Here is a 20,827-nt window from a genome sequence, read left to right on the forward strand (position 1 = left end):
CGGCATGCCCGGACACAGGACAAAGGGGTTCTGCGCAGCGGCCGCCGCACTCGTGCTCGGTGCGGTGCTGGCCGGCTGCGGGGGATCCGGGGAGTCGGCGGGCGGCGGCAAGGTCGTGCTGCGCTACACGTGGTGGGGCAACCCCGACCGCGCGGCACGCACCGAGCAGGCCGTCGCCCTGTTCGAGAAGCAGCATCCGAACGTGCGGGTGCAGACGTCGTTCTCCGGCTACGACGCCTACAAGCAGAAGCTGGCCATCCAGGCCACCGGCGGTGACGCACCCGATGTGATGCAGCTCGACTACCGCCAGATCGACCAGTACGCCTCCGGACACGTCCTGCTCGACCTCGGCAAGGTCAGCGACGTCCTGCGCACGGCCGAGATCGACCCGGGTCTGCTGGCCACCGGCCGGGTGAACGGCGCCCAGTACGCCATCCCGCAGGGCCGCGGCACCGAGACCGTCGTCTACGACGTGAAGGCATGGAAGGCGTCCGGGGTGCCCCTCCCGCGCAAGGGCTGGACCTGGAACCAATGGGCCGACGGCATGAGGCAGTTGGCGAAGAAGACCGGCAGGCCCGGCTCCACCGACCCGGGCCAGAGCGAGGACGCCTTCGAGGTGTGGCTGCGCGGCCAGGGCAAGGCCCTGTACACCAAGGCCGGCGGCCTCGGCTTCACGGCCGGCGACCTCGCCCGCTGGTGGACCTTCACCGACCGGCTCCGCCGGGAGGGCGCCGTCTCCCCGGCCGAACAGACCACCCAGCTGGACGGCTCCGTCGAGAACACCCCGCTCGGCCGCGGCAAGGCCACCGCCGACTTCAACTGGGACGCCCCGTCCAGCGGTTACCTCGCCCTCGTCAAGGGCGGCGTCGCGCTCGCGCCGATGCCGTCCGGCGAGGACGGCACGCCCGGCCAGTACTTCAAGCCGTCCATGTTCCTCGGCATAGGAGCCCACACCGGCCACCGCAAGGAGGCCGCCGCACTCGTCGACTTCCTCCTCAACGACCCGCAGGCGGCGAAGATCCTGGGAGCCACCCGCGGCATCCCCGTCAACGAGACCATCCGCGAGCGGACGGCCTCACAGCTCAAGGACTTCGACAAGACGGTCGCCGACTTCCAGTCCTTGCTGGAGGGCTCCCTCAAGGACCCGCCGCAGGCACCGCCCTCCGGTGACAACGCCCTGCAGACCACCTTCCAGCGCGACTACGACCAGGTGTCGTACGAGCGCATGTCGCCGCGCCGGGCGGCCGAGAACTATGTCACCGAGGCGAAGGCGGAGCTGAGGTCATGACCACCACCGACATCCCCGCACCCACCGCACGCCCGTCCCGGCCCGCACCCGCCGCCGGGCGCCGCCCCAAACGCGAACGTGAGGGCGCAGCCTGGGTGTTCCTGTCCCCGTGGGTGCTCGGCGCGAGTGTCCTGACGCTGCTGCCGATGGCCGTGTCGCTCTATCTCTCCTTCACCGACTACGACCTGTTCAACCCGCCGCACTGGGTGGGCCTGCGCAACTACACGCAGATGTTCACCGAGGACCCGCGGTACTGGCGGTCGGTCGTGACGACCCTGACGTACGTCGTGATCGCGGTACCCCTGCAACTGGCGCTCGCCCTCGTGGTCGCGCTCGCCCTGAAGACCATGAAACGCGGCAAGGGCTTCTACCGCTCCGCCTTCTACGCCCCCTCCCTCCTCGGCGCGTCCATGTCCGTCGCCCTCGTCTGGCGGGCGGTCTTCAACGACGGCGGCACCGTGGACCACCTCCTCGGCACCGGCGGCTGGGTCAACAAACCCGGCTGGGCGCTGGTCGCCGTAGCGCTGCTGACGGTGTGGCAGTTCGGTGCGCCGATGGTCATCTTCCTGGCCGGCCTTCAGCAGATACCGGCCGAGCTGTACGAGGCGGCGGCCGTGGACGGGGCGGGCAGGTGGCGGCAGTTCCGGTCCGTCACCGTGCCGATGCTGTCCCCGGTGCTCTTCTTCAACCTGGTGCTCCAGACCATCCAGGCGTTCCAGGTGTTCACCCCCGCCTTCGCGGTCAGTGGCGGCAAGGGCGGTCCCGCGGACTCGACCCTCGTCTACACCCTCTACCTCTACGACCGCGGCTTCGTCGCCTCCCACATGGGCTACGCCTCCGCCATGGCCTGGGTGCTGCTGCTCGTCATCGGCGTCGTCACCGCGGTGCTGTTCCGCACCTCGCGCTCCTGGGTCTTCTACGCCTCCGAGGGGGAGCGATGACCACAACTGCCGTAGCCCGAAGGCCCGTTCGCCGGGGCCGCATCGCCGTGCACATCGGCTGTGTGGCCGCACTGCTGGTCATGCTCTATCCGCTGGCCTGGCTGCTCGCCACCTCGCTGAAACCGGCCGACGAAGTGATCGCGAGCCTCAACCTCCTGCCCAGCCATCTGGAGTGGTCGAACTACAAGACCGCCCTGGACGGTGTGAACGACGTGTCGATCTGGCGGCTGCTGGGCAACTCGCTGCTGATCGCGGGCGGCGCGGTCGTCGGCAACGTCATCAGCTGCTCGCTTGCGGCCTATGCCTTCGCGCGGCTGCGTTTCCGCTTCCGCGGACCGATGTTCGCCTTCATGATCGCGACGATCATGCTGCCGCACCATGCGGTGCTGATCCCGCAGTACATCATCTTCAACAAGCTCGGCATGGTGAACACCTACTGGCCGCTGATCCTGCCGAAGTTCCTCGCCACGGAGGCGTTCTTCGTCTTCCTCATCGTGCAGTTCATGCGCGGCCTGCCGAGAGAGCTGGAGGAGGCGGCGCGCATCGACGGCTGCGGGCCCTTCCGCAGCTTCATCCAGGTGATCCTGCCGCTGACCCGACCCGCGCTGATCACCACGGCGATCTTCACGTTCATCTGGACGTGGAACGACTTCTTCACCCAGCTGATCTACCTCTTCGACCCGGACAAGTTCACGCTCACCCTCGCGCTGCGCTCGTTCGTGGACGCCTCCAGCCAGTCGGCGTTCGGCCCGATGTTCGCGATGTCGGTGATCGCGCTGCTGCCGATCGTGCTCTTCTTCCTCGCCTTCCAGCGGTTCCTGGTGGAGGGCATGGCCAGTTCCGGACTGAAGGGGTGAACGCGATGAGCGGCGCGCGCACGCGGGAGCCGGGCGAGGTCTTCGGGCCGCGCATGACCCTGTTCGCCGACATGCTGAGCGTCGGCCTCGCCACGGCCGCGGCCTGTCTGCCGCTGCTGACCGCCCCGGCCGCGCTGTCGACGGCCTGCGCGGTCCTGCGCGGGGCGCGGGAGGACCAACCGGTCACCGCCGGCCGCTACTTCTCCCTGCTGCTGCGGCGCCTGCGGGCGGGCGATCTGGTCGCGGGCGCCGCCGCCCTGGCGGGTGCGCTGCTGTTCGCCGCGGACCTGGCACTCGCGGGGGCGGGACTGCCGGGAGCACCGCTGTTCGCGGTGACCGCGGCCGCGATCGGCGCCTGCGCCACCGTGGTCGCCCTCAGGGCCTGCGCCCGCCCCGAGTCCCTCGACGACTGGCCGGCCGCCCTGCGCGAGGGCGCCAAGGACGCGGTACGCGACACGGGCGGCAGCGGCCTGGTGCTCCTTGCGGTGGCGACGGCTGCTGTGTGCGCGTGGGTGCTGGTGCCGCTGGCGTTCCTGGCGCCTGGGCCGCTGGCGTTGGCGCTCACGGCTGTGGACGTACGGAGTGCCCCTGCCCGTTCCTGATCGGGCAGGGGAGCTGGATGAGCCGGGCCCGAGGCCGTGCGGGGGGCGCGGCCGGGTGACGGTCTGCGTGCGTGCGAGGACGCCGGCGCCCGCGCTCCCGGCTCGGCGCCATCTGCGGGTGCGGCGACGCTGGGGCTGGGGTGGCGAGGTTTCACTTGCCGACGCTTGCCGGGTGCCGCCTTTCTCTGGGTCGGGTGCCGCCCTGGGCGGCACGATTGCCCGCAGGCTACGGCGGGCGCCTCCGGCCCATCTGCGCCGGCGGTTACCGCAGTGGACGAACCGCCTGCGCCTCGGGCCGGCGCTGGGAGGGGATCGCCGGTGCCGGGCGGGTGATGCCGGACAGGTCGCGGGCGCTCATGCTGTTGCGGTCGGTGACCGAGCGGCCTAGGGCGTGGTGCGGCCACAGCCCAGCGGCCACCCGGCGGCTGCGCTCGGTCCATTCACGGGCCGCGGCGCTGCTCGCCTTGTAGTGGTTCACGGCGTAACCGCCCGAGTGGATCCGCAGCAGACAGAACCCGCCGGGATAGTCCTTGACCGCGCTGACCTCCTGCATCGTGACGTGCGGAGCCTGCGGCAGCACCGTGCGCTTGTTGCGGTGGGTGTGACCCGCGTGATGGAGGAAGACGCCAGGTGCGCTCGCATAGGCGTCGAGGATGGAGCGGGCCTGACGGCGGCCGAGGCGCTGCCCGCCGGTCACCGGGAAGACGGAGTCCCGCACGGCCAGCGGATGGTGTCCGAACACCACCGTGGGCTGGTCCCCGTTCTCCCTCAACCTGGCCCGGAACCACGCCAGTTGTTCGGCGCCGAGACCGCCCGAGTCGGCGCCGTTGCCGTCCTTCTCGTAGGTGTCGAGCCCGACGATCCGCAGCCCCCCGAGCTCACGCGCGAAATAGGCGGGCCTGTCGCCGCCGAGGAACCCGTCCCGGAAGGAGTCCCCGCAACCGCCGTCACAGGAGCGGCAGTTGCCGTGGCCTGGCCGGTCGTGGTTGCCGCGTACGACGAAGTAGTCCTGACCGTGGGCGCCGAAACCGTCCAGGATCCGCTTGGCCTCGGCCAGGTCCTCGGCCGCCCCGCCGGCGGAGATGTCCCCGGCCGCCAGCAGCACGTCCGCCCCGCGCCGGCGGGCCTCCTCGACCACGGCCCGGCTCATGATCTCGGGATACGGCGCGCGGCCGTGTTCCTGCGTGATCCCGCGCATCAGGGGCATGCCGGTGACCAGACCGGCGGTGGTCTCGCCCAGGTGCAGGTCGTTGCAGAGCGCGATCGACAGCAGGTGCCGCCCCGGCGGCGGCTGCGGCGTGGTGAAGGAGTACGGGCCTCCGGCCGAGCCCAGCCCGTGGCGGTTGGTGCCGACGGCGTTGCCGCGCACGAGATGCAGCGGCGTCGGCGTCGCGGCCACGCCCCGTGAGCGGGCCTGGTAGTAGTACGTCTGCCCGGGCTCCAGGTCCGTGAGCTCCACGTAGTGGTGCGCCACGGGGCCCTCCTCCGCCGCGACGCGGGTGAGGCGCCCGGGATGGGTGCCGTAGACGACCTCGCCCTCGGTGACCGCGGGGAGCATGTGCCCGAAACCGTCGTCGGTGCCGGGCACGCCGGTGTACCAGGTGATGACCGCGCGGTCCTCGGTCAGGGTGACCAGTTCCAGATGGACGGCGGCCAGGCCGTCGCGGTGGCTGTGCCTGTTCCTGCCCGCGGGGCCGCGCAGGGCATCGGCGGCGGCCCGCAGCAGGGCAGGGGTGAGAAGGGCGCCGGAACGCAGGATCTGACAGGGGTCGGGCAGGGCCGAGAGAGCGGCGAGGGGGGCGGACAGGCAGCAGCGCATGCCCCAGTGTGCGCGCCCGCGGTGAACGGCGGCAGTGATGTGGATGCCGGGGCAGGGGCCGGAGGGCGACAAATCCCAGGTCGGCCCGCCTGCGACCGGTCCGGGTGAGAATGCTCACCTCATCATGATCAGCGCGGTTCGCCCCGATATGTACCGAAGTACCATCGGTTGCCCTCGGGGTCGCGGGCGGCGAAGTCGCGGGAGCCGTAGTCGGTGACGTGCAGATCCGTGGTGATCTCGGCGCCGGCGGCCTTGGCGCGGGCGTGGACGGCGTCCGGATCGGCGGTGACGACGTAGGCACTGAAGGCACCGGGCGGCGTCGGACCGCCGCCGGGCTCCTTTTCCTCGCGCACGGAGCCCAGCATGACGCCGCCGCCCTCGGGCCAGCTGAGCTGGGCGTGCTGGACCAGGTCACCCTCTGCGTAGACCACGGTCTCCTCGAAGCCGAAGGCCTCCACGAGGAAGCGGATCAGCGCGCGGGCGTCGTGGGCGCGCAGAGTGGGCCAGACCTGCGGGGCGGGCGGCTGCTTGGCGTTGTCGGGCGTACTGGTCGTCATGGTGATGCGCCTCCGTTGCGCGGGAACCGGGAGCCTGCCGGGGGTGCCCGGCGGCTCTCACCAGGGTCACGCGGGCGGATGGTGCCCGGATTGGATGTTTCGGAACTCCTGAGCCAGCCAGGCGCTCGGTGTGCAGCAGGCCAGGGCGGCGAACTCGCGGTCGAGATGGGACTGGTCCGCATAGCCGCAGTCGGCGGCCAGCCCCGCGAGATCGGGCACGCCCATGGGGGTCCCCCCGCTCGAGCGGAGCCGAGAGTGGGGGAGGGCCGCCAGGCGTCGTCGGGCCAGGTCGAAGCGGATGACCCGGGCGGCCGCCTTGGGGGTGAGCCCGATGTCGGTGCGGAAGCGGTTGCGCAGGTGCCGCTCGCTGAAGCCGGTGTCGGCGGCCAGCTTGTCGATGCGCAGGCCACCTCCGGCGGACAGCAGCCGCTGCCAGGCCTGCGCCACCGGAGAGGTGAGCGTCCCCGTGCCGTCGTGCCGGGACATGCGGTGCAGCAGCCAGTCGTCGACGACGGCGAACCGGGCGGCCCAGTCCGGAGCCTCCCGCACCCTGTCGTGGACCTCGCGCACGTCCGCGCCCAGCACGTCGTCGGCGTGGACGTCGGTCCCGGCCAGCTCTCCCGCGGGCAGCCCCAGCAGGACGCGGGCGCCGAGCGGGCTGATGGCGATCTGGATGCCGGACTGCCGACCGGGGATGTCGATCAGCGCGGGCGTCAGGTGGAGGCCGCCCAGCAGGGTGGGGTAGTCGCCGGGGGCGGCGCCCGGATCGGGGTGGGCGGCCATGCTGAGTGGCTCGTCCAGGGTGATGATCAAGGTCAGCCACGGGGAGGGCAGCCCCCGGTGCCGGCCGTGCGGGATGCCGCGCTGACGGTAGCCGGAGTACCAGCCGACCAGCCCGCGCAGCGGCGGCGCAGGCACCGCCCGCACCGCCTCGTCCACCAGCTCACCCATGCGGTCATTGTCCTGCGCCGGGCATGGACGGCGCTACGGCAGGCCCCACGCCGCACCGGGCTCGCTCACGGCCACGGGAGCGATGACGAGGTCGGGCCGTTCGCCGGTGTACAGCAGGACCTCGCGGCCCTTGGGGAGGTCGATCGCGAGGGTGCCGTCGGAGGTGGTGCGGGTGTGCGCCGGGCGGCCGTCGTCGAGGAGGGCGGTCAGCCGGCCCTCGGGCAGCCCGTGGCGCAGTTCCAGCGGCTCGCCCGCCAGGCTGCGCACGCGCACGAAGCGGGTGACCCCCTTGGCGCGGACCGCGCTGACCAGGAAGGCGCCCTGGGTGCGGAAGTCGTGCAGGGTCACGTCCGGCCAGGAGGACGGGACGGCGGGGAAGACCCGTACGACTCCGCCCCAGCTCTGGCAGAGCATGTCGTGCAGGGACTGCGAGGCCGACAGCGGTGTCTCGATGACAGGACCGGCCTCGGTGTAGTGGGTGTTGGCCCGGCACGGATAGCGCGTGGTGGGGTCGAAGAACTTCTTCAGATACGTCAGCGCCGTGTCGCCGCGGCCCATCATCGCGTACATCGACGCGGCGCCCGTATAGCTGTAGCCGCGGTGCGCACCGGTCAGCGCGTGCCAGCGCACCACCGTCTTCTCGATCAGCTCCCGCTGGTCGGGCTGGTCCCAGTTCACCAGGTAGAGCGGATACACCATCAGCAGATGCGAGTAGTGGCGATGGGACTGGGCGTACGGGGTCTCCGCGCCGATCATGAAGCCGTTCTCGTCGACCGGATACGGGGTCAGTTTGGCGAGTATCTCCTGCCAGCGCTCCTTCAGCGGGTCGTCGATCCCGAGCCGTGCGGTGGCGTCCAGAAGCGTGGCGCAGCCCCAACGGATCAGCGCCAGGTCGTAGTTGGTGTCCCGGGGCGGGACCACCGGGTACTCCGGCGAGAGTGTCGAGGGCAGGTGGAGCCTGCCGTCGTCGCCGGGCTGGAGGAAGTGCCAGTAGTAGTTGACGGTGCGCCGCAGCAGCGGGTGGATCGTGTCGCGCAGCAGGGCCTCGTCCATGGTGTGCCGGTAGCTGAGCCACGCGTTGTGCAGCGCCCAGGTCAGGTCGCCCACTTCGGCGCCGGTGCCGGGCGTGCCGACGCTGCGGTTCGCGAACATGTCGGAGCTGCGGCCGATGCCGGCGCTGTCCGGGCGATAGGCGGCGGGCACATTGGCGGTCAGCTGCTCCTGGCTCTGCCTCAACGTGCTGACGAGCGAGTCGAGTTCGAGGTGGTTGGAGCCGTGGATGAGCCAGTACTCGAGCTGGACGTTGAGGTTCCACCACACGGCGGGCCAGGGCGTCGGTTCCAGCCACGGCCCGGAGGTGGCCATCACGGGGCCGCCCGCGCGGCTCGCCGACGCGACCTTGTACAGCTGGATCCAGTGGAAGCTCTGCAGCCGCTGGTCGGGGATCGAGACGAAGCTCTTGCGGTAGAACGCGTGCCACCAGCGGGTGTGCTGCGAGCGGAGCTCGCCGTAGGAACCGGCGCGCTGGATCCTCCTGAGCGAGACCTCCCCGGCGCGGGTGTCGGAGGGGTGGCTGTGGGCGACGCTGAGCAGGAGGGTGTCGCCCGAGCGGCGGTGGGCCGTCGCGGTCTGGCCGCCGCCGGCGAGCGGCTGGAGAACCTGTTCGACCTCGCCGGTGGTCCGTGTGGTCCAGGGCGGATTGGCGACGTATCCCGCCGGCGGCGGCTCCTGGACCTTGCGGGGGCTGATGGCCTCCTCGGGGTGGAAGGTCCAGCGGACCTGCTCCGCGCCGGCGGCTGTCACCCGTGCGGCGAGGATCCCGTCGTGGATGAGTGCGGAGAGCGTCAGGGTGCCCTTGTCGGTGGTGACCGTGCCGGTGAGCTCGGCGTTCCACAGGCTCAGTCGCCAGTCGACGGAGGTGATGGTGCCGGCCGGATCGAGGGTGAGGTGCCCCACGGGCAGCCGGGCGGTGCCCCAGCCGCTGCCGAACTCGGGCCGGTGGTCCTGCACTTCGCCGTGCTGAACGGTGAAACGGATGCTGTTGGCGTCCGGCTCCTTGTACACCATGCTGCCCAGGCGCCCGTCACCCAGAAACGGACCCTCGTACCAGAGCGTGGGCAGCCGGTGCCACACCAGGTCCTGCCCCCGCAGGAAGCCGGCCCACGCGTCCTCGGAGTCCATCCGGTTGCGAAGCCGCCAGCGGCCGCCGGGCGCGGAGGCCTCCGGGGGAGCGGCGGCGGCAGCGGCGCCGGGTAAGGCGGCGGCCGTCGTGGCGCCGAGGGCTGAGCCGAGCACGGTTCGTCTAGAGGTCATTGCGGGGTGCCTCCACGATGCGAACGGACGGTTCTGACGGTTCGATTCATCGGATCTATTTTTCGGAGGAGCGTAGGACTGGCGCACGGTAGGCGTCAACGGTCCCAACCAATCAGGGATTGATCCGATGTACAGTCTCGTTCGCGTACTCGCTGCCGGCGGCGATGAAGATCACTTACCGCGCGAACAGGTGGCGCCGCGGTCAGGCGCCGACGTACTGCGCGAGGTGCTCGCCGGTGAGGGTGGAGCGGGCCGCCACCAGGTCGGCCGGGGTGCCCTCGAAGACGATGCGGCCGCCGTCGTGGCCGGCGCCGGGGCCGAGGTCGATGATCCAGTCGGCGTGCGCCATGACCGCCTGGTGGTGCTCGATGACGATCACGGACTTGCCGGAGTCCACCAACCGGTCCAGCAGACCGAGGAGTTGCTCGACGTCGGCGAGATGGAGGCCGGTGGTCGGCTCGTCGAGGACGTAGACGCCGCCCTTGTCGCCCATGTGCGTGGCCAGCTTCAGGCGCTGGCGCTCACCGCCGGAGAGCGTGGTGAGCGGCTGCCCCAGGGTGAGATAGCCGAGCCCGACATCCGCGAGACGCTCCAGGATCTTGTGCGCGGCGGGGGTGCGGGCCTCGCCCTCGGCGAAGAACTCCAGGGCCTCGGAGACCGGCATCGCGAGCACCTCGGAGATGTCCCGGCCGCCGAGCCGGTATTCGAGGACCGAGGCGTCGAACCGCTTGCCCTCGCAGTCCTCGCAGGTGCTGGCGACCCCGGCCATCATGCCCAGGTCGGTGTAGATGACGCCCGCGCCGTTGCAGGTCGGGCAGGCACCCTCGGAGTTGGCGCTGAACAGCGCGGGCTTGACGCCGTTGGCCTTGGCGAAGGCCTTGCGGATCGGTTCGAGAAGACCGGTGTACGTCGCCGGGTTGCTGCGCCGTGAACCCCGGATCGGGCTCTGGTCGACCGAGACGACCCCGAGCTCCTCGGGGATCGACCCGTGCACGAGCGAGCTCTTGCCGGATCCCGCGACGCCGGTGATGACGGCGAGCACACCGAGCGGGATGTCGACGTCGACCTCGCGCAGGTTGTTCGCCGTGGCGCCGCGGATCTCCAGGGTGCCGGTGGACTCGCGCACCCCGTCCTTGAGCTTCGCGCGGTCGTCCAGATGGCGCCCGGTGACGGTGTCGCTGCCGCGCAGCCCGTCGAGCGGGCCCTCGTAGCAGACGGTGCCGCCCGCCGTGCCGGCGCCGGGGCCGAGGTCGACCACGTGGTCCGCGATCGCGATGACCTCCGGCTTGTGCTCCACGACGAGCACGGTGTTGCCCTTGTCCCGCAGCCGCAGCAGCAGGCCGTTCATCCGCTGGATGTCGTGCGGGTGCAGGCCCGCGGTCGGCTCGTCGAAGACGTAGGTGACGTCGGTGAGGGAGGAGCCGAGGTGGCGGATCATCTTCACGCGCTGCGCCTCACCGCCGGAGAGCGTGCCGGCGGGCCGGTTCAGCGAGAGGTAGCCGAGACCGATCTCGACGAACGAGTCGAGGGTCTGCTGCAGCGAGGTGAGCAGGGGCGCCACCGACGGCTCCGCGAGTGAGCGCACCCAGTCGGCCAGATCCCTGATCTCCATCGCGCAGGCGTCCGCGATCGAGATCTTCTCGATCTTCGAGGAGCGGGCGTGCTCGGCGAGCCGGGTGCCCGCGCACTCGGGACAGACGGTGAAGGTGACCGCACGCTCCACGAAGGCCCGCACGTGCGGCTGCATCGCCTCCTTGTCCTTGGAGAGCATCGACTTCTGGATGCGCGGGATCAGACCCTCGTAGGTCATGTTGATGCCCGCGATCTTCATCCGGGTCGGCTCCCGGTGCAGCAGGTCGTGCAGTTCCTTCTTGGTGAACCTGCTGATCGGCTTGTCCGGGTCGAAGAAGCCGGACTCCGCGTACAGCCGGGAGTTCCAGCCGCCGCCGGTGTAGCCGGGGATGGTGAACGCACCCTCGTTGATCGACTTGCTGTCGTCGTAGAGCTGGGTCAGGTCCAGGTCGGAGACCGAGCCGCGGCCCTCGCAGCGCGGGCACATGCCGCCCACCTTGTTGAAGGTGACCTTCTGCTTGGCGCCGCCGCCCACCGAGATGGCACCCGCCGCGGAGACCGAGGGAACGTTGAAGGCGAACGCCCCGGGCGGCCCTACGTAGGGCTTGCCGAGGCGGCTGAACAGGATCCGCAGCATCGCGTTGGCGTCGGTGGCGGTGCCGACCGTGGAGCGCGGGTCGGCGCCCATCCGCTGCTGGTCGACGGAGATCGCGGTGGTCAGACCGTCCAGTACGTCGACCTCGGGCCGCGACAGGCTGGGCATGAAGCCCTGCACGAAGGCGCTGTAGGTCTCGTTGATCAGGCGCTGCGACTCCGCGGCGATCGTGTCGAAGACCAGCGAGCTCTTGCCCGAGCCGGAGACACCCGTGAAGACCGTCAGCCGGCGCTTCGGGATCTCGATGCTGACGTCCTTGAGGTTGTTCTCGCGCGCGCCGTGCACGCGGATCATGTCGTGGCTGTCTGCCGCGTGCAGCGCGGGCACCTGCGCGTTCGTCCTCTTCGCCGTGGTCATCGTCTCTCCATGGGTCGGGCCGGGCGGGCGCGGGAGTCGTCGTTCTGCGGTCACGTTAGCCGCGGCTCACGAGGGCGCGCTTCTCGATTCCTGATCGGTTGCTGCGGCGGGCCTGGAGCAGGACGCAGGCGACGGCGCCGAGTGCCACGGTCGCGAGGCCCGAGCCGCCGAGCGTCGCGCGCGGGCCCAGCGCCGCGGTGAGCGGTCCGCCGAGCGCCGTGCCGAGCGGCGACGCGGTGAGGAGCACCGCGCTGCGGGCCGCGAGCATCGCCGCCAGATGCTGCGGGGGCGACTTGGCCTGCATCAGCGTCACCGACAGCGCGACGAACGGACCGTAGATCGCGCCGCCGAGCGTGAAGCACGCGACGGTGACGGCCGTCGGCGCATCGGTCCCGAACGGCACCAGCACGAGCCCCCAGGCCGTCACGATGCCGACCGTCACGGGCCACAGCGGCAGCCGCCGCAGCGCGCCGACCGCCAGCGAGCCGAGCACGGCCCCGAGGCCGAACAGCATCCAGTACAGGCCGAGCAGGGTGCCGGGCGCGTGCAGGTCCTCGGTCACGTGCAGCGGCAGGGCGACCTCGACCGGGCCGTAGAGGAAGTTGAAGAACCAGGTGAGGGCCAACAGTCCGAGCAGCTCGGGACGGGAGCGCAGCAGCGCGAGCCCGCCGCGGGCGGCCGGCCCGTCGACGGGGGAGACCTGCCCCGACTCCGGCAGCCGGGTGCGCACGACGAGCACGGCGAGGAAGACGTAGGTGAGCGCGTCCAGGCCCAGTACGAGCGCGGAGCTCGCGTAGGTGACCAGCACCCCGGCGAGGGCCGGCCCGGCGATCGTGGCGGCGAAGTCGAGCGAGCCGACGAGGGTGTTCGCGGCCAGCCGCTGCTCGTCCGGCAGCAGCTCGGCGAGCAGCGTGTACTTGCCCGCGCTGCCCCAGGCGTGCAGCAGCGACGAGACCGCGAGCAGCACGACGTACAGCGACGGCGTGAGCAGCCCGGCGAACCAGGCGAGCGGTACGGCGCCGAGGAACACACCACGCACCACGCTGTCGGCGATCAGCAGCCGCCTGGCGGGCACCCGGCGCAGCCTGCGGCCGAGCAGGAGCGCGCCGAGCACGCCCGGCAGGGTGTACGCGGCGACCGCGCCGCCGACCCACAGCCCCGCACCGGACTGCGGCGCGAGCTCGATGGCGAGCCACGCCACCGCGACGAAGCTCATGCCGTCGCCGAGGCAGGAGACCGCGAAGCCGAGGAACAGCCGCCGGAACAATCGGTGGGCCAGGACCGGGCGGAAGGCGGAGGGAACGAGGCGTCGGATCACGCCTGTCACGCTAGGTGTGGCCGGGGGGTCGGCGCTTCTCGATTCCTGACCGCTCTGCCCGCCGTGTGCGAGATGGAGACGCACGTGGTGCCCGGGTGGACAGCAGCCCGTCAGCTCTGATCCGGGGTGGGCCGCCACGAACTGCCGGTCTCGCGTTCGAACGCCGGACGCACGTCCACGGTGTCGTACACGATGCGCAGCGTGGCAATACGGCCGTCCTCGGCGAGCTCGGCGAGGTCCACCACGTCGAACGGCGCGGCCGCTCCGGACGGCAGGCGCCAGTCGAACTGCGTTTCAGCAGGCGGCCGACGGTGTCCCGAACCGGACCGAGACGCCCGGCGAGTAGAGCACGCTGATCGGCGCGTCCGTCATCCGGGGCAGACCGGCCGCCGTGATCAACTCGTCGTCCAGGTCGAGAAGTTCGGCCCGGTGCAGCGGCCAGGGCGCGTGCTCGTTGGGCAGGTGCACCGTGCGGCCGTGCCACGGGACGTGCATGCCCCAGCGGGCGGTGAGGAACAGCTCCAGCGGTGTGGGCCGCGCTATGGGCGCGCCGGGTCGCACCACGACCCGGCTTCTGGGGCCGCGCGCTGCGGACCGTCCGCGGCGGCAGGTGTAGGTGATCCTGTCGTTCGCGCGGTGCAGCCGCATCGCCGACCACACATAGGGCAGCCGCACGCCCAGCCGCCCCACCAGCACGGGCAGCAGCCGGGTCGCGTCCAGGGAGCGGAACACGACACCGCGGCGGCCCCGCTCGTCCACCGAGTACAGCCGTACGTTCGTCTCGCAGAACGTTCCGAGATACGGCAGACCGGGCCCCGGACCGAGGCCCACGCCGCGCATCAGGAACGGAACCAGGCCGACGTAGGTGACCCCGTCGAGAGTGTCGGGCCGGGTCCCGGAAGGCAGCAGAGGGTCCACGCGCTCCGGTTCCACCGGCCAGTGCAGGAAGGTCAGTTCGTGCCAGCCCTGCACCAGCGTCGGCCTGCGTACCGGCCGCGGGGTGGACGGGGTGACCGGTTCGATCTCCATGACCTGCCTTGTAGCACGCGGGCAGCGGCCCGGCTGCGTCGGCGGGCCCGGGTTCGTCGGTGTTGTGCGCAACGGCACAGTCATCGACGCCGGTCCGGTGGGGGCGCGGTGCTGTGCCTGACGACCAGGGTGGTCGGGACGAGATCGGTGCCGGGCTTGGAGTCGCCGCGGGTGCGGATCTGCCGGAGGGCGTCCTGGACGCAGCGGCGGCCGACCTCCGCGAAGTCCTGGTGGACGGTGGTCAGGGGCGGCACGAAGAAGGCGGCGTCGGGGATGTCGTCGAAGCCGACGACGCTGATGTCCGCGGGCACCCGCAGACCGCGCTCGTGGAAGGCGCGCAGCAGCCCCAGCGCCATCTGGTCGTTGGAGGCGAACACGGCCGTGCAGTCGGGCTGTTCGGCGAGCGCGAGGCCGGCCGCGTAACCGGACTCGGCCGACCAGTCGCCGTGCAGGGGAGGCGGCACCGGGCGTCCCGCCTCCTCGAGGACCGTGCGCCAGGCCTGGGTGCGGCGCTGACCGGCGAAGGACGTCTCCGGTCCTGTCACGTGCCAGACGGTGTGGTGGCCCAGGTCGAGCAGGTGGCCGACGGCCTTGCGGGTGCCGTCGGCCTGGTCGGTGTCGACCACGCTGTAGCGGTCGCCGGCGTCGGAGTCCACCACGACGACGTGCACGCCGGGCGGCAGTTGCACCGTGCCGGTGTCCAGCAGATGGATCTCCATGATGACGATCACGGCGTCGACGGCCAGCTCTCCCATGCGCGTGAACGCGCCCAGCACGTTGTCCTGAGTGGGGACGTCGATGGGGATCAGGGTGATCGCATAACCCTCGGCCGCGGCATGGGTGGCGATCGCCTCCACGGTACGGCTGTTGCCCGTCGAGGAGAGGCTGAAGAGGATCACGCCGATGGTGTTGAACTGGCCGTAGCGCAGGGCGCGCGCCGCGCTGTTGGGCCGGTAGCCCAGATCCCGCATGGCCGAGAGCACCTGCTCCCGGGTCGAACTGATCACCCCGGGATAGCCGTTGGAGACCCGCGAGACCGTCTGGGAGGACACGCCGGCCCGCTTGGCGACATCGGCCATGGAGACCCGCTGCTTGCGGCGTCCGCCCGGAACGCCGGTGCTGCCCCGTTCCACCACTGGCGCCTCCCTCGGGTGCCCGACCTGTTGCGCGACGCACCGGATGTTACGCGTGAGGAGCCTTGACGGCCGCTGGGGCGGATGCCACGATTCCGGCGCCGCCGAGTTTACGTAAACATCCGTTGCCGACAACAGCAGATGTTTACGTAAACATGCGGGGTGCCGAGCCGCCACCTCCCGAAAGGCCACGTCGATGCGCAAGACCCCCACCACACGCCTCGCTCCCCGGCTGCGTGCCGCCTGCGCGGCGCTCGCGATCGCCGCGGTCAGCGGCGCGACCCTCACCGGCAGCCCCGCCTCCGCCGCGCCGAAGACGGACACCACCCAGTTCAAGGGCGTCAACTGGGCCGACCCGCGCGACAACTACGCCGACGACCCCGTGGTCCTGTCCGGTCTGTCGCTCTCCGACACCTACGCCCAGACGTACACCAAGGCGAGCCGGGTGATCTCCGCGTTCCGCGCCAACCTCGGTGCCAACACCGTCCGCCTGCCCATCAACCCGTACACCGTGAACGGCTCCTACTGGAAGTCGTACCGCGGTGTGATCGACGCGGCGACGGCCAAGGGCTTCAAGGTGATCCTGTCGTACTGGGAGGGCACGGGCGCCCAGAAGGACGGCTTCATCGACGACGAGGCCACCTACTGGCCGATGTGGAACACCGTCGTCAAGGCCTACAAGGGCAACACGAACGTCTACTTCGAGCCGATGAACGAGCCCCACGGCTACACCGACACCCAGTGGGCCGACATCGCCGCCAAGTGGCTCGCGACGTACGGTTCCCTCCCGCGGGGCCGGGTCTTCGTCAGCGGCGCCGGCTACAACGACCACGTCACCTCGGTCTGCGCCGACCCGCGGCTGACGGGCACCTACCTGTCGCTGCACCACTACGGTTTCTGGAAGTCGTACGCCACCTACGACCAGTGGACCGCCGACCTCAAGGAGCGCATCGGCGACTGCGCGAGCCGTACGGTCATCGACGAGTTCGGCGCCCCGATGACCACGGGCCTGAACTACAACAAGCCGGCGCCCGACGACAACTACGTCAACTTCATCCAGGCCGAGACGGACACCGCCCGCGAGCTGAAGATGGGCTCCGTGTACTGGCCGGGCCTGCGCACCGACGACATCTACTCGATGCAGAAGCTCGTCGGCGACGCCTCCCGCCCGTGGCTGGCCACCACCAACCAGTCCGGCGCGGACCGTCTCGCCTGGGCCTGGGGACGCGGCCGGCCCGTCCAGCCCTGATCCCCGTACCAGCCGCCGGACGGTCCCGGAGCCACTGGGCCCGGGGCCGTCCGGCACCCGCGAAACGTCGCGGTTACGGCTTGATGCCCACCCCGGTCCAGAGGCTGACCTCGGCGTCCGTGGCGTCGGGCTCGCCGTCCGGGCGCCAGCGGTGACCGACCGCGATTCCGGGCTCGAGCAGGTCCAGGCCGCTGAAGAACTTGGCGACGTCGTCCTTCGAGCGGAACTGCACCGGCGTGCCCGCATTGGTGTAGATGTCGGTGACCTTCTGCCAGGTCGCCGGGTCGAAGTCGGGCGTGCAGTGGCTCAGGGCCAGCGCGCTGCCCGAGGGCAGGACGGCCAGCAGACGGTCCACGATGCCGTACGGGTCCTGCGCGTCCGTCACGAAGTGCATCAGGGCGTTGAGGGACAGGGCCACCGGCTGGTTCAGGTCCAGGACCTCGGCCAGGGCGGGGGAGTCCAGCAGCGACGCCGGGTCGTTGACGTCCGCCTCGATGTAGGTGGTGCGGCCCTGGGCCGTGCTGCGCATCAGGCGCTCGGCGTACTTGAGGACGAGCGGGTCGTTGTCCGCGTAGACCACCCTGGCCTCGGGGACCACGGACTGGGCCACCTGGTGCAGGTTCGGCTCGGTGGGGATGCCGGTGCCGATGTCCAGCCACTGCCGGATGCCGTGCTCCTGGGCGAGCACGCGGGTGGCGCGGTGCATGAACGCCCGGTTCTCACGGGCGCACACGAAGATGGCCGGGTAGGCCGAGGCGACGGTCTCCGCGGCCTGCTTGTCGACCTCGAAGTGGTCCTTGCCGCCGAGGTAGTAGTCGTACATCCGGGCGGAGTGGGGCCTGCTGGTGTCGATGTCCCGCGCGGCGTGCGAGTTGGTCATGCTGTCCCTTTCGGTGGGCGTGGGGGGTACAGGGCCGTCAGATGATCGGCGAGACCTCGTTTGACTCCCGCGACGAACGCGGTGATCTCCTCCGGGGTGTAGATCAGCGCGGGTCCTGCGGGGTCGGTCGACTGCCGCAGGGCCACCCGGCCGTCGGCGAGCTGTTTCGTCTGCACGCACTGGCCCCCGTTGGGGCCGCTCCACGGAGACTCCCAGCCCTGTTCGCCGAGGTCCGAGGCCGGCATGCCGTTGTAGACGCCGTGGACAACGCTGTCGGCGCCTGTCATGAGTACTCCTTTCGCATGCGGTTCAGGAGCGCCCTGCTGTCCGTGTCCGAGGTCAGCAGGGACATGCGGTTGTGCGCCTCCAGATGGGCCGCCACGTCCGAGCGCTGGTCCAGGTACATGGCGCCGGAGAGGATCTCGCTGTAGACGATGTCGGGCAGCTCGGGCTCCTTGAACCGGAAGTAGGTGAAGGGGGCGCACGCGCCGACGTGGGCGCCCGCGGAGAACGGCACGACGTCGACGCTGACGTGCTCCAGCTCCGAGACCTCCAGGAGCCGGTCGATCTGCTCCCGCATCACCTCGGGGCCGCCCACCACCCGGTGCAGCACCGTCTCCTCGAGCACCACCCACAGCGTGGGCGCATCGGGTCCCTCCAGCAGGCCCTGGCGGCGCAGCCGCAGATCCACCCGCCGCTCCAGGTCCTCCTCGCTGCCGCCCGGGAAGCCGCCGCGCAGCACCTCGCGCGCGTAGTCGTGGGTCTGCAGCAGCCCGGTCACATAGTGCGGCTCGTAGGTGCGCAGCGTCGTCGCCCCGGACTCCAGGCTCACATAGCCGCTGAACCAGCTCGGCAGCACATCGCGGTACACATGCCACCAGCCGGGCTCGTTGGCCCGCTCGGCGAGGGCGACGAACTCGTCGATCTCCTGCCGGTCGGCCCCGTACGTCTCCAGCAGCTTGTCCACGTACAGGGGCTTGAGGCCGACCTCGGCCTTCTCCAGGCGCCGGATGGTCAAGGAGGTCACCCGCAGGGCCCTGGCCGCGTCGTCCAGCGTCAGACCCGCGTCCTGGCGCCGCTCCTGCAGCCGCCGGCCGAGGATCATGCGGAGAACGGTAGGTGCGCTGGGGCTGTTGCCCGCGCCCGACCGGCCTTCGTTCACCACGCCCTACCTCCTGAGTCGCCGTCACCGAGCCACTACTGAAAGCGACTTGACGATGCGGACGGACAGATACCGGCTCCATGAAATTATCAGGCAGCTGGTTGCAGCTTGAACTGCCCTGAGAGCATAGTTACGTGTGTGAATCGCTTCGACGGTCACTGCGCGCCCCGCTCCCCACGGAAGGCAACTGCGTGTCCCCCCACACGACTTCCTCGCCGCAGCTCTTAGACGCCCCGGACCCGGAGCGCACCCACTGGCTCGAACTGCCGCCGCACCGCTCCAGCATCAAGGTCGCCCGCCGCTCCGTCGGCGCGCGGCTGAGCGCCTGGCGCCTGCCGGGCGACCTGTGCGCGGACGCCGTCCTGCTCGTGTCGGAGCTGGCCACCAACGCCGTGCGGCACACGCTCAGCGCCCGGATCCTGTGCGGCATCGGGCTCATCACCGAACGGTGCCTGCGCCTCGAGATCCACGACCACGACCGCAGCGACCGCGGCCTGCCCCGCTGCGAGCCGTGCCCCGACGACGAGAGCGGCCGCGGACTGCTCATCGTGGGGGAGATCGCGGACAGCTGGGGAGTCGACCGGTCCAGACTCACCGGTGGCAATGCCGTGTGGGCGCATCTGACGGCCTGAGGGCCTGCCTGGGGAGGGGCGGGCTTCAGCCCTTTCGGGGCGTCAGCTCGGCGAGCAGCAGGGTGCGGTCGTCGGCGGCGGCCGCTGCGGAAGGGGTGCTCAGCAGCCGCCGGCACAGGGACTGCAGCGGTTCCTGCTCGCCGGCGGCCGCGGACTGGGCGGCCGCCGTGTCCAGGGCGCGCGCGAGGCGGATGATCTCCTGGTCGATGTCGGCGTCCCGGGACTCGACCAGGCCGTCGCTGTAGAGCACGAGGAGTGCGGGTTCGTCCACGGTCAGCACGGTCGCCTCGTAGCTGCCCGTGCCCAGTCCCAGGGGCAGGCCCGGACCGGTGAGCGCGACCGGCGCGGTCCGGCCGTCGGGGCCGCGCAGCAGCGGGGGCGGGTGGCCGGCCCCCACCAGGGTGCAGGTGTGCCGCCGGGGATCCCACTCGGCGTACATGCAGGTCGCGAACGACGCCCCCGGGGTGTCGCAGGCGAGTGCGTCGAGGCGCCGTATGAGATCGGCCGGCGGGATGTCGAGGGTGGCCAGGGTGCGGACGGCGGTGCGCAGCTGGATCATCGCGACGGCCGACTCCGGGCCGTGCCCCATGGCGTCCCCGACGACCAGACTGACCCGGTCACCCGGCCGTTTCAGCACGTCGAACCAGTCACCGCCGATGATGTTGCCCTGCCCGGCGGGCAGACAGCCGTGCGCGATGCGGCAGCCCTCGACCTCCTGCGCCGTGCCCGGCAGCAGGCTGCCCCGGATCGCCAGGGCGGTGCGGCGCTCGCGCTCGTAGCGGCGCGCGTTGTCCAGGGCCGTGGCGGCGCGTGCGCCCAGCGCCTCCGCGGCGACGACGTCCGCGGGCCGGAAGGGGGCCCGGTCCGGGGTGCGCGAGCAGGCGACGAACCCGACCGCGGTGCCGCGCAGTTGCAGTGGGACGACGAGAAAGGACGACACGTGCAGCAGGTCCTCGACCCGGGCGTCACCGCCCCCGGAGGCCGACAGCCGCTGGGAGGTGTGCGGGTCGATCGTGTCGAGCAGCTGCGCATGCCCGGCGGCGAGCGCACGCGCGTACGGCGTCTCGCGCGGGAAGACGATCACCTCGCCGACCGGGAGTACGCCCTCCCAGTCCTCCACCGCGTCCATGCCGATGCGCAGCGCCAGACGGCGCGCCTCTATCTGGGGCGGGTCCGCGACGGCGTACAGGTTCTCGTCGCGCAGCCAGCGCTCCAGCAGATAGATCGAGGCCGCGTCGCAGAAGCCGGGGGTCAGCGCGTGCACGACATGGCTGCCGGTCAGCCCCAGGTCGAGTTCCGAGCCGATGGCGTCGGCGGCGGGGGAGAAGGCCGACCGGCGGGGCGAGGGCAGTGCGGCGGGGGGTGTGTCGGTGCGGCTGCGCGGTTCGTTCCGCAGGGGTCGTGCCTTTCCGGGTGGGGGGCTCCGGGCGCACGGCGATGAGGGTGGCTCGCCGTGTGTCGTCGGCAACTATATGATGTCGCGTCAAGGCCCCTGGTCCAAAAGGGAGTTGC

At 71.2% G+C, this 20,827-nt stretch carries 19 protein-coding genes; 6 read left to right on the plus strand and 13 right to left on the minus strand.

Translation table 11 applies throughout. The features are described from left to right. Positions 1 to 4 precede the first annotated feature (4 nt). Genes ABT254_RS04010 through ABT254_RS04025 form a run of 4 tightly spaced genes read left to right on the plus strand, consistent with a single transcriptional unit; the run spans position 5 to position 3,688 of the window. Positions 5 to 1,288 carry an ABC transporter substrate-binding protein gene (locus tag ABT254_RS04010; protein WP_351463239.1) on the plus strand — a complete coding sequence of 428 codons (1,284 nt, stop codon included), beginning with the start codon at positions 5 to 7 and terminating at the stop codon, positions 1,286 to 1,288. Next, positions 1,285 to 2,229 (plus strand): carbohydrate ABC transporter permease, encoded by a 945-nt coding sequence (locus ABT254_RS04015; RefSeq protein WP_351463241.1) that lies wholly within the window; start codon positions 1,285 to 1,287, stop codon positions 2,227 to 2,229. The genes ABT254_RS04010 and ABT254_RS04015 overlap by 4 nt, the downstream gene beginning before the upstream one ends. Beyond that, entirely contained in the window at positions 2,226 to 3,086 is an 861-nt protein-coding gene (locus ABT254_RS04020; protein WP_351463243.1) for a carbohydrate ABC transporter permease, read from the plus strand. The genes ABT254_RS04015 and ABT254_RS04020 overlap by 4 nt, the downstream gene beginning before the upstream one ends. Positions 3,087 to 3,091: 5 nt before the next feature. After that, the gene (locus tag ABT254_RS04025) at positions 3,092 to 3,688 is read left to right on the plus strand and encodes a hypothetical protein (protein ID WP_351463245.1); all 597 of its coding nucleotides are present in this window, start codon (positions 3,092 to 3,094) and stop codon (positions 3,686 to 3,688) included. A 262-nt stretch (positions 3,689 to 3,950) separates the two neighbouring features. On the opposite strand, the gene ABT254_RS04030 is transcribed toward ABT254_RS04025, so the two are convergent. The 9 genes from ABT254_RS04030 to ABT254_RS04070 all read right to left on the minus strand — a co-directional run bounded on the left by ABT254_RS04030 (position 3,951) and on the right by ABT254_RS04070 (position 15,395). After that, positions 3,951 to 5,507 carry a purple acid phosphatase family protein gene (locus tag ABT254_RS04030; protein WP_351463247.1) on the minus strand — a complete coding sequence of 519 codons (1,557 nt, stop codon included), beginning with the start codon at positions 5,505 to 5,507 and terminating at the stop codon, positions 3,951 to 3,953. A 128-nt stretch (positions 5,508 to 5,635) separates the two neighbouring features. Beyond that, positions 5,636 to 6,064 carry a VOC family protein gene (locus ABT254_RS04035; protein WP_351463249.1) on the minus strand — a complete coding sequence of 143 codons (429 nt, stop codon included), beginning with the start codon at positions 6,062 to 6,064 and terminating at the stop codon, positions 5,636 to 5,638. 66 nt (positions 6,065 to 6,130) lie between these two features. Beyond that, positions 6,131 to 7,015, minus strand: a complete 885-nt coding sequence (locus tag ABT254_RS04040) for an AraC family transcriptional regulator (protein WP_351463250.1) — start codon at positions 7,013 to 7,015, stop codon at positions 6,131 to 6,133. A 33-nt stretch (positions 7,016 to 7,048) separates the two neighbouring features. Next, positions 7,049 to 9,328, minus strand: a complete 2,280-nt coding sequence (locus ABT254_RS04045; protein WP_351463252.1) for a glycosyl hydrolase family 95 catalytic domain-containing protein — start codon at positions 9,326 to 9,328, stop codon at positions 7,049 to 7,051. A gap of 202 nt (positions 9,329 to 9,530) precedes the next feature. Then, positions 9,531 to 11,912: an ATP-binding cassette domain-containing protein gene (locus tag ABT254_RS04050; protein ID WP_351463254.1), complete on the minus strand. Its 2,382-nt coding sequence runs from the start codon at positions 11,910 to 11,912 to the stop codon at positions 9,531 to 9,533. Positions 11,913 to 11,967: 55 nt separating this feature from the next. Continuing rightward, positions 11,968 to 13,230 (minus strand): MFS transporter, encoded by a 1,263-nt coding sequence (locus tag ABT254_RS04055; protein ID WP_351463256.1) that lies wholly within the window; start codon positions 13,228 to 13,230, stop codon positions 11,968 to 11,970. 110 nt (positions 13,231 to 13,340) lie between these two features. Continuing rightward, the gene (locus ABT254_RS04060; RefSeq protein WP_351463258.1) at positions 13,341 to 13,472 is read right to left on the minus strand and encodes a hypothetical protein; all 132 of its coding nucleotides are present in this window, start codon (positions 13,470 to 13,472) and stop codon (positions 13,341 to 13,343) included. 52 nt (positions 13,473 to 13,524) lie between these two features. After that, positions 13,525 to 14,259, minus strand: coding sequence for a YqjF family protein (locus ABT254_RS04065; protein WP_351463260.1), 735 nt, complete (start codon positions 14,257 to 14,259; stop codon positions 13,525 to 13,527). An 80-nt stretch (positions 14,260 to 14,339) separates the two neighbouring features. Further along, entirely contained in the window at positions 14,340 to 15,395 is a 1,056-nt protein-coding gene (locus ABT254_RS04070) for a LacI family DNA-binding transcriptional regulator (protein ID WP_351463262.1), read from the minus strand. A gap of 193 nt (positions 15,396 to 15,588) precedes the next feature. Between ABT254_RS04070 and ABT254_RS04075 the strand changes: the two genes are divergently transcribed. Beyond that, on the plus strand, positions 15,589 to 16,641 hold the full coding sequence (locus ABT254_RS04075) for a glycoside hydrolase family 5 protein (RefSeq protein WP_351463264.1): 1,053 nt from the start codon (positions 15,589 to 15,591) through the stop codon (positions 16,639 to 16,641). A 73-nt stretch (positions 16,642 to 16,714) separates the two neighbouring features. Here the strand turns inward: ABT254_RS04075 and ABT254_RS04080 are convergent, their stop codons facing one another. From ABT254_RS04080 to ABT254_RS04090, 3 genes are read right to left on the minus strand one after another with little or no spacing between them, the layout of a single operon-like run. Beyond that, positions 16,715 to 17,521, minus strand: coding sequence for an SAM-dependent methyltransferase (locus tag ABT254_RS04080; protein ID WP_351463266.1), 807 nt, complete (start codon positions 17,519 to 17,521; stop codon positions 16,715 to 16,717). Then, the gene (locus ABT254_RS04085; RefSeq protein WP_351463268.1) at positions 17,518 to 17,808 is read right to left on the minus strand and encodes a DUF397 domain-containing protein; all 291 of its coding nucleotides are present in this window, start codon (positions 17,806 to 17,808) and stop codon (positions 17,518 to 17,520) included. Before ABT254_RS04085 ends, ABT254_RS04080 begins: the two co-directional genes overlap by 4 nt. After that, entirely contained in the window at positions 17,805 to 18,683 is an 879-nt protein-coding gene (locus ABT254_RS04090; protein ID WP_351464060.1) for a Sco1979 family transcriptional regulator, read from the minus strand. The genes ABT254_RS04085 and ABT254_RS04090 overlap by 4 nt, the downstream gene beginning before the upstream one ends. Before the next feature lie 191 nt (positions 18,684 to 18,874). On the opposite strand from ABT254_RS04090, the gene ABT254_RS04095 reads away from it, so the two are divergent. Beyond that, a complete protein-coding gene (locus tag ABT254_RS04095) occupies positions 18,875 to 19,315 on the plus strand; it encodes an ATP-binding protein (protein WP_351463270.1) in 441 nt (146 codons plus the stop codon). 25 nt (positions 19,316 to 19,340) lie between these two features. On the opposite strand, the gene ABT254_RS04100 is transcribed toward ABT254_RS04095, so the two are convergent. After that, positions 19,341 to 20,783 (minus strand): PP2C family protein-serine/threonine phosphatase, encoded by a 1,443-nt coding sequence (locus ABT254_RS04100; protein WP_502971915.1) that lies wholly within the window; start codon positions 20,781 to 20,783, stop codon positions 19,341 to 19,343. Positions 20,784 to 20,827: the final 44 nt, after the last annotated feature.

Source organism: Streptomyces sp. NPDC001137, assembly GCF_040298885.1.
Taxonomy (GTDB): domain Bacteria; phylum Actinomycetota; class Actinomycetes; order Streptomycetales; family Streptomycetaceae; genus Streptomyces.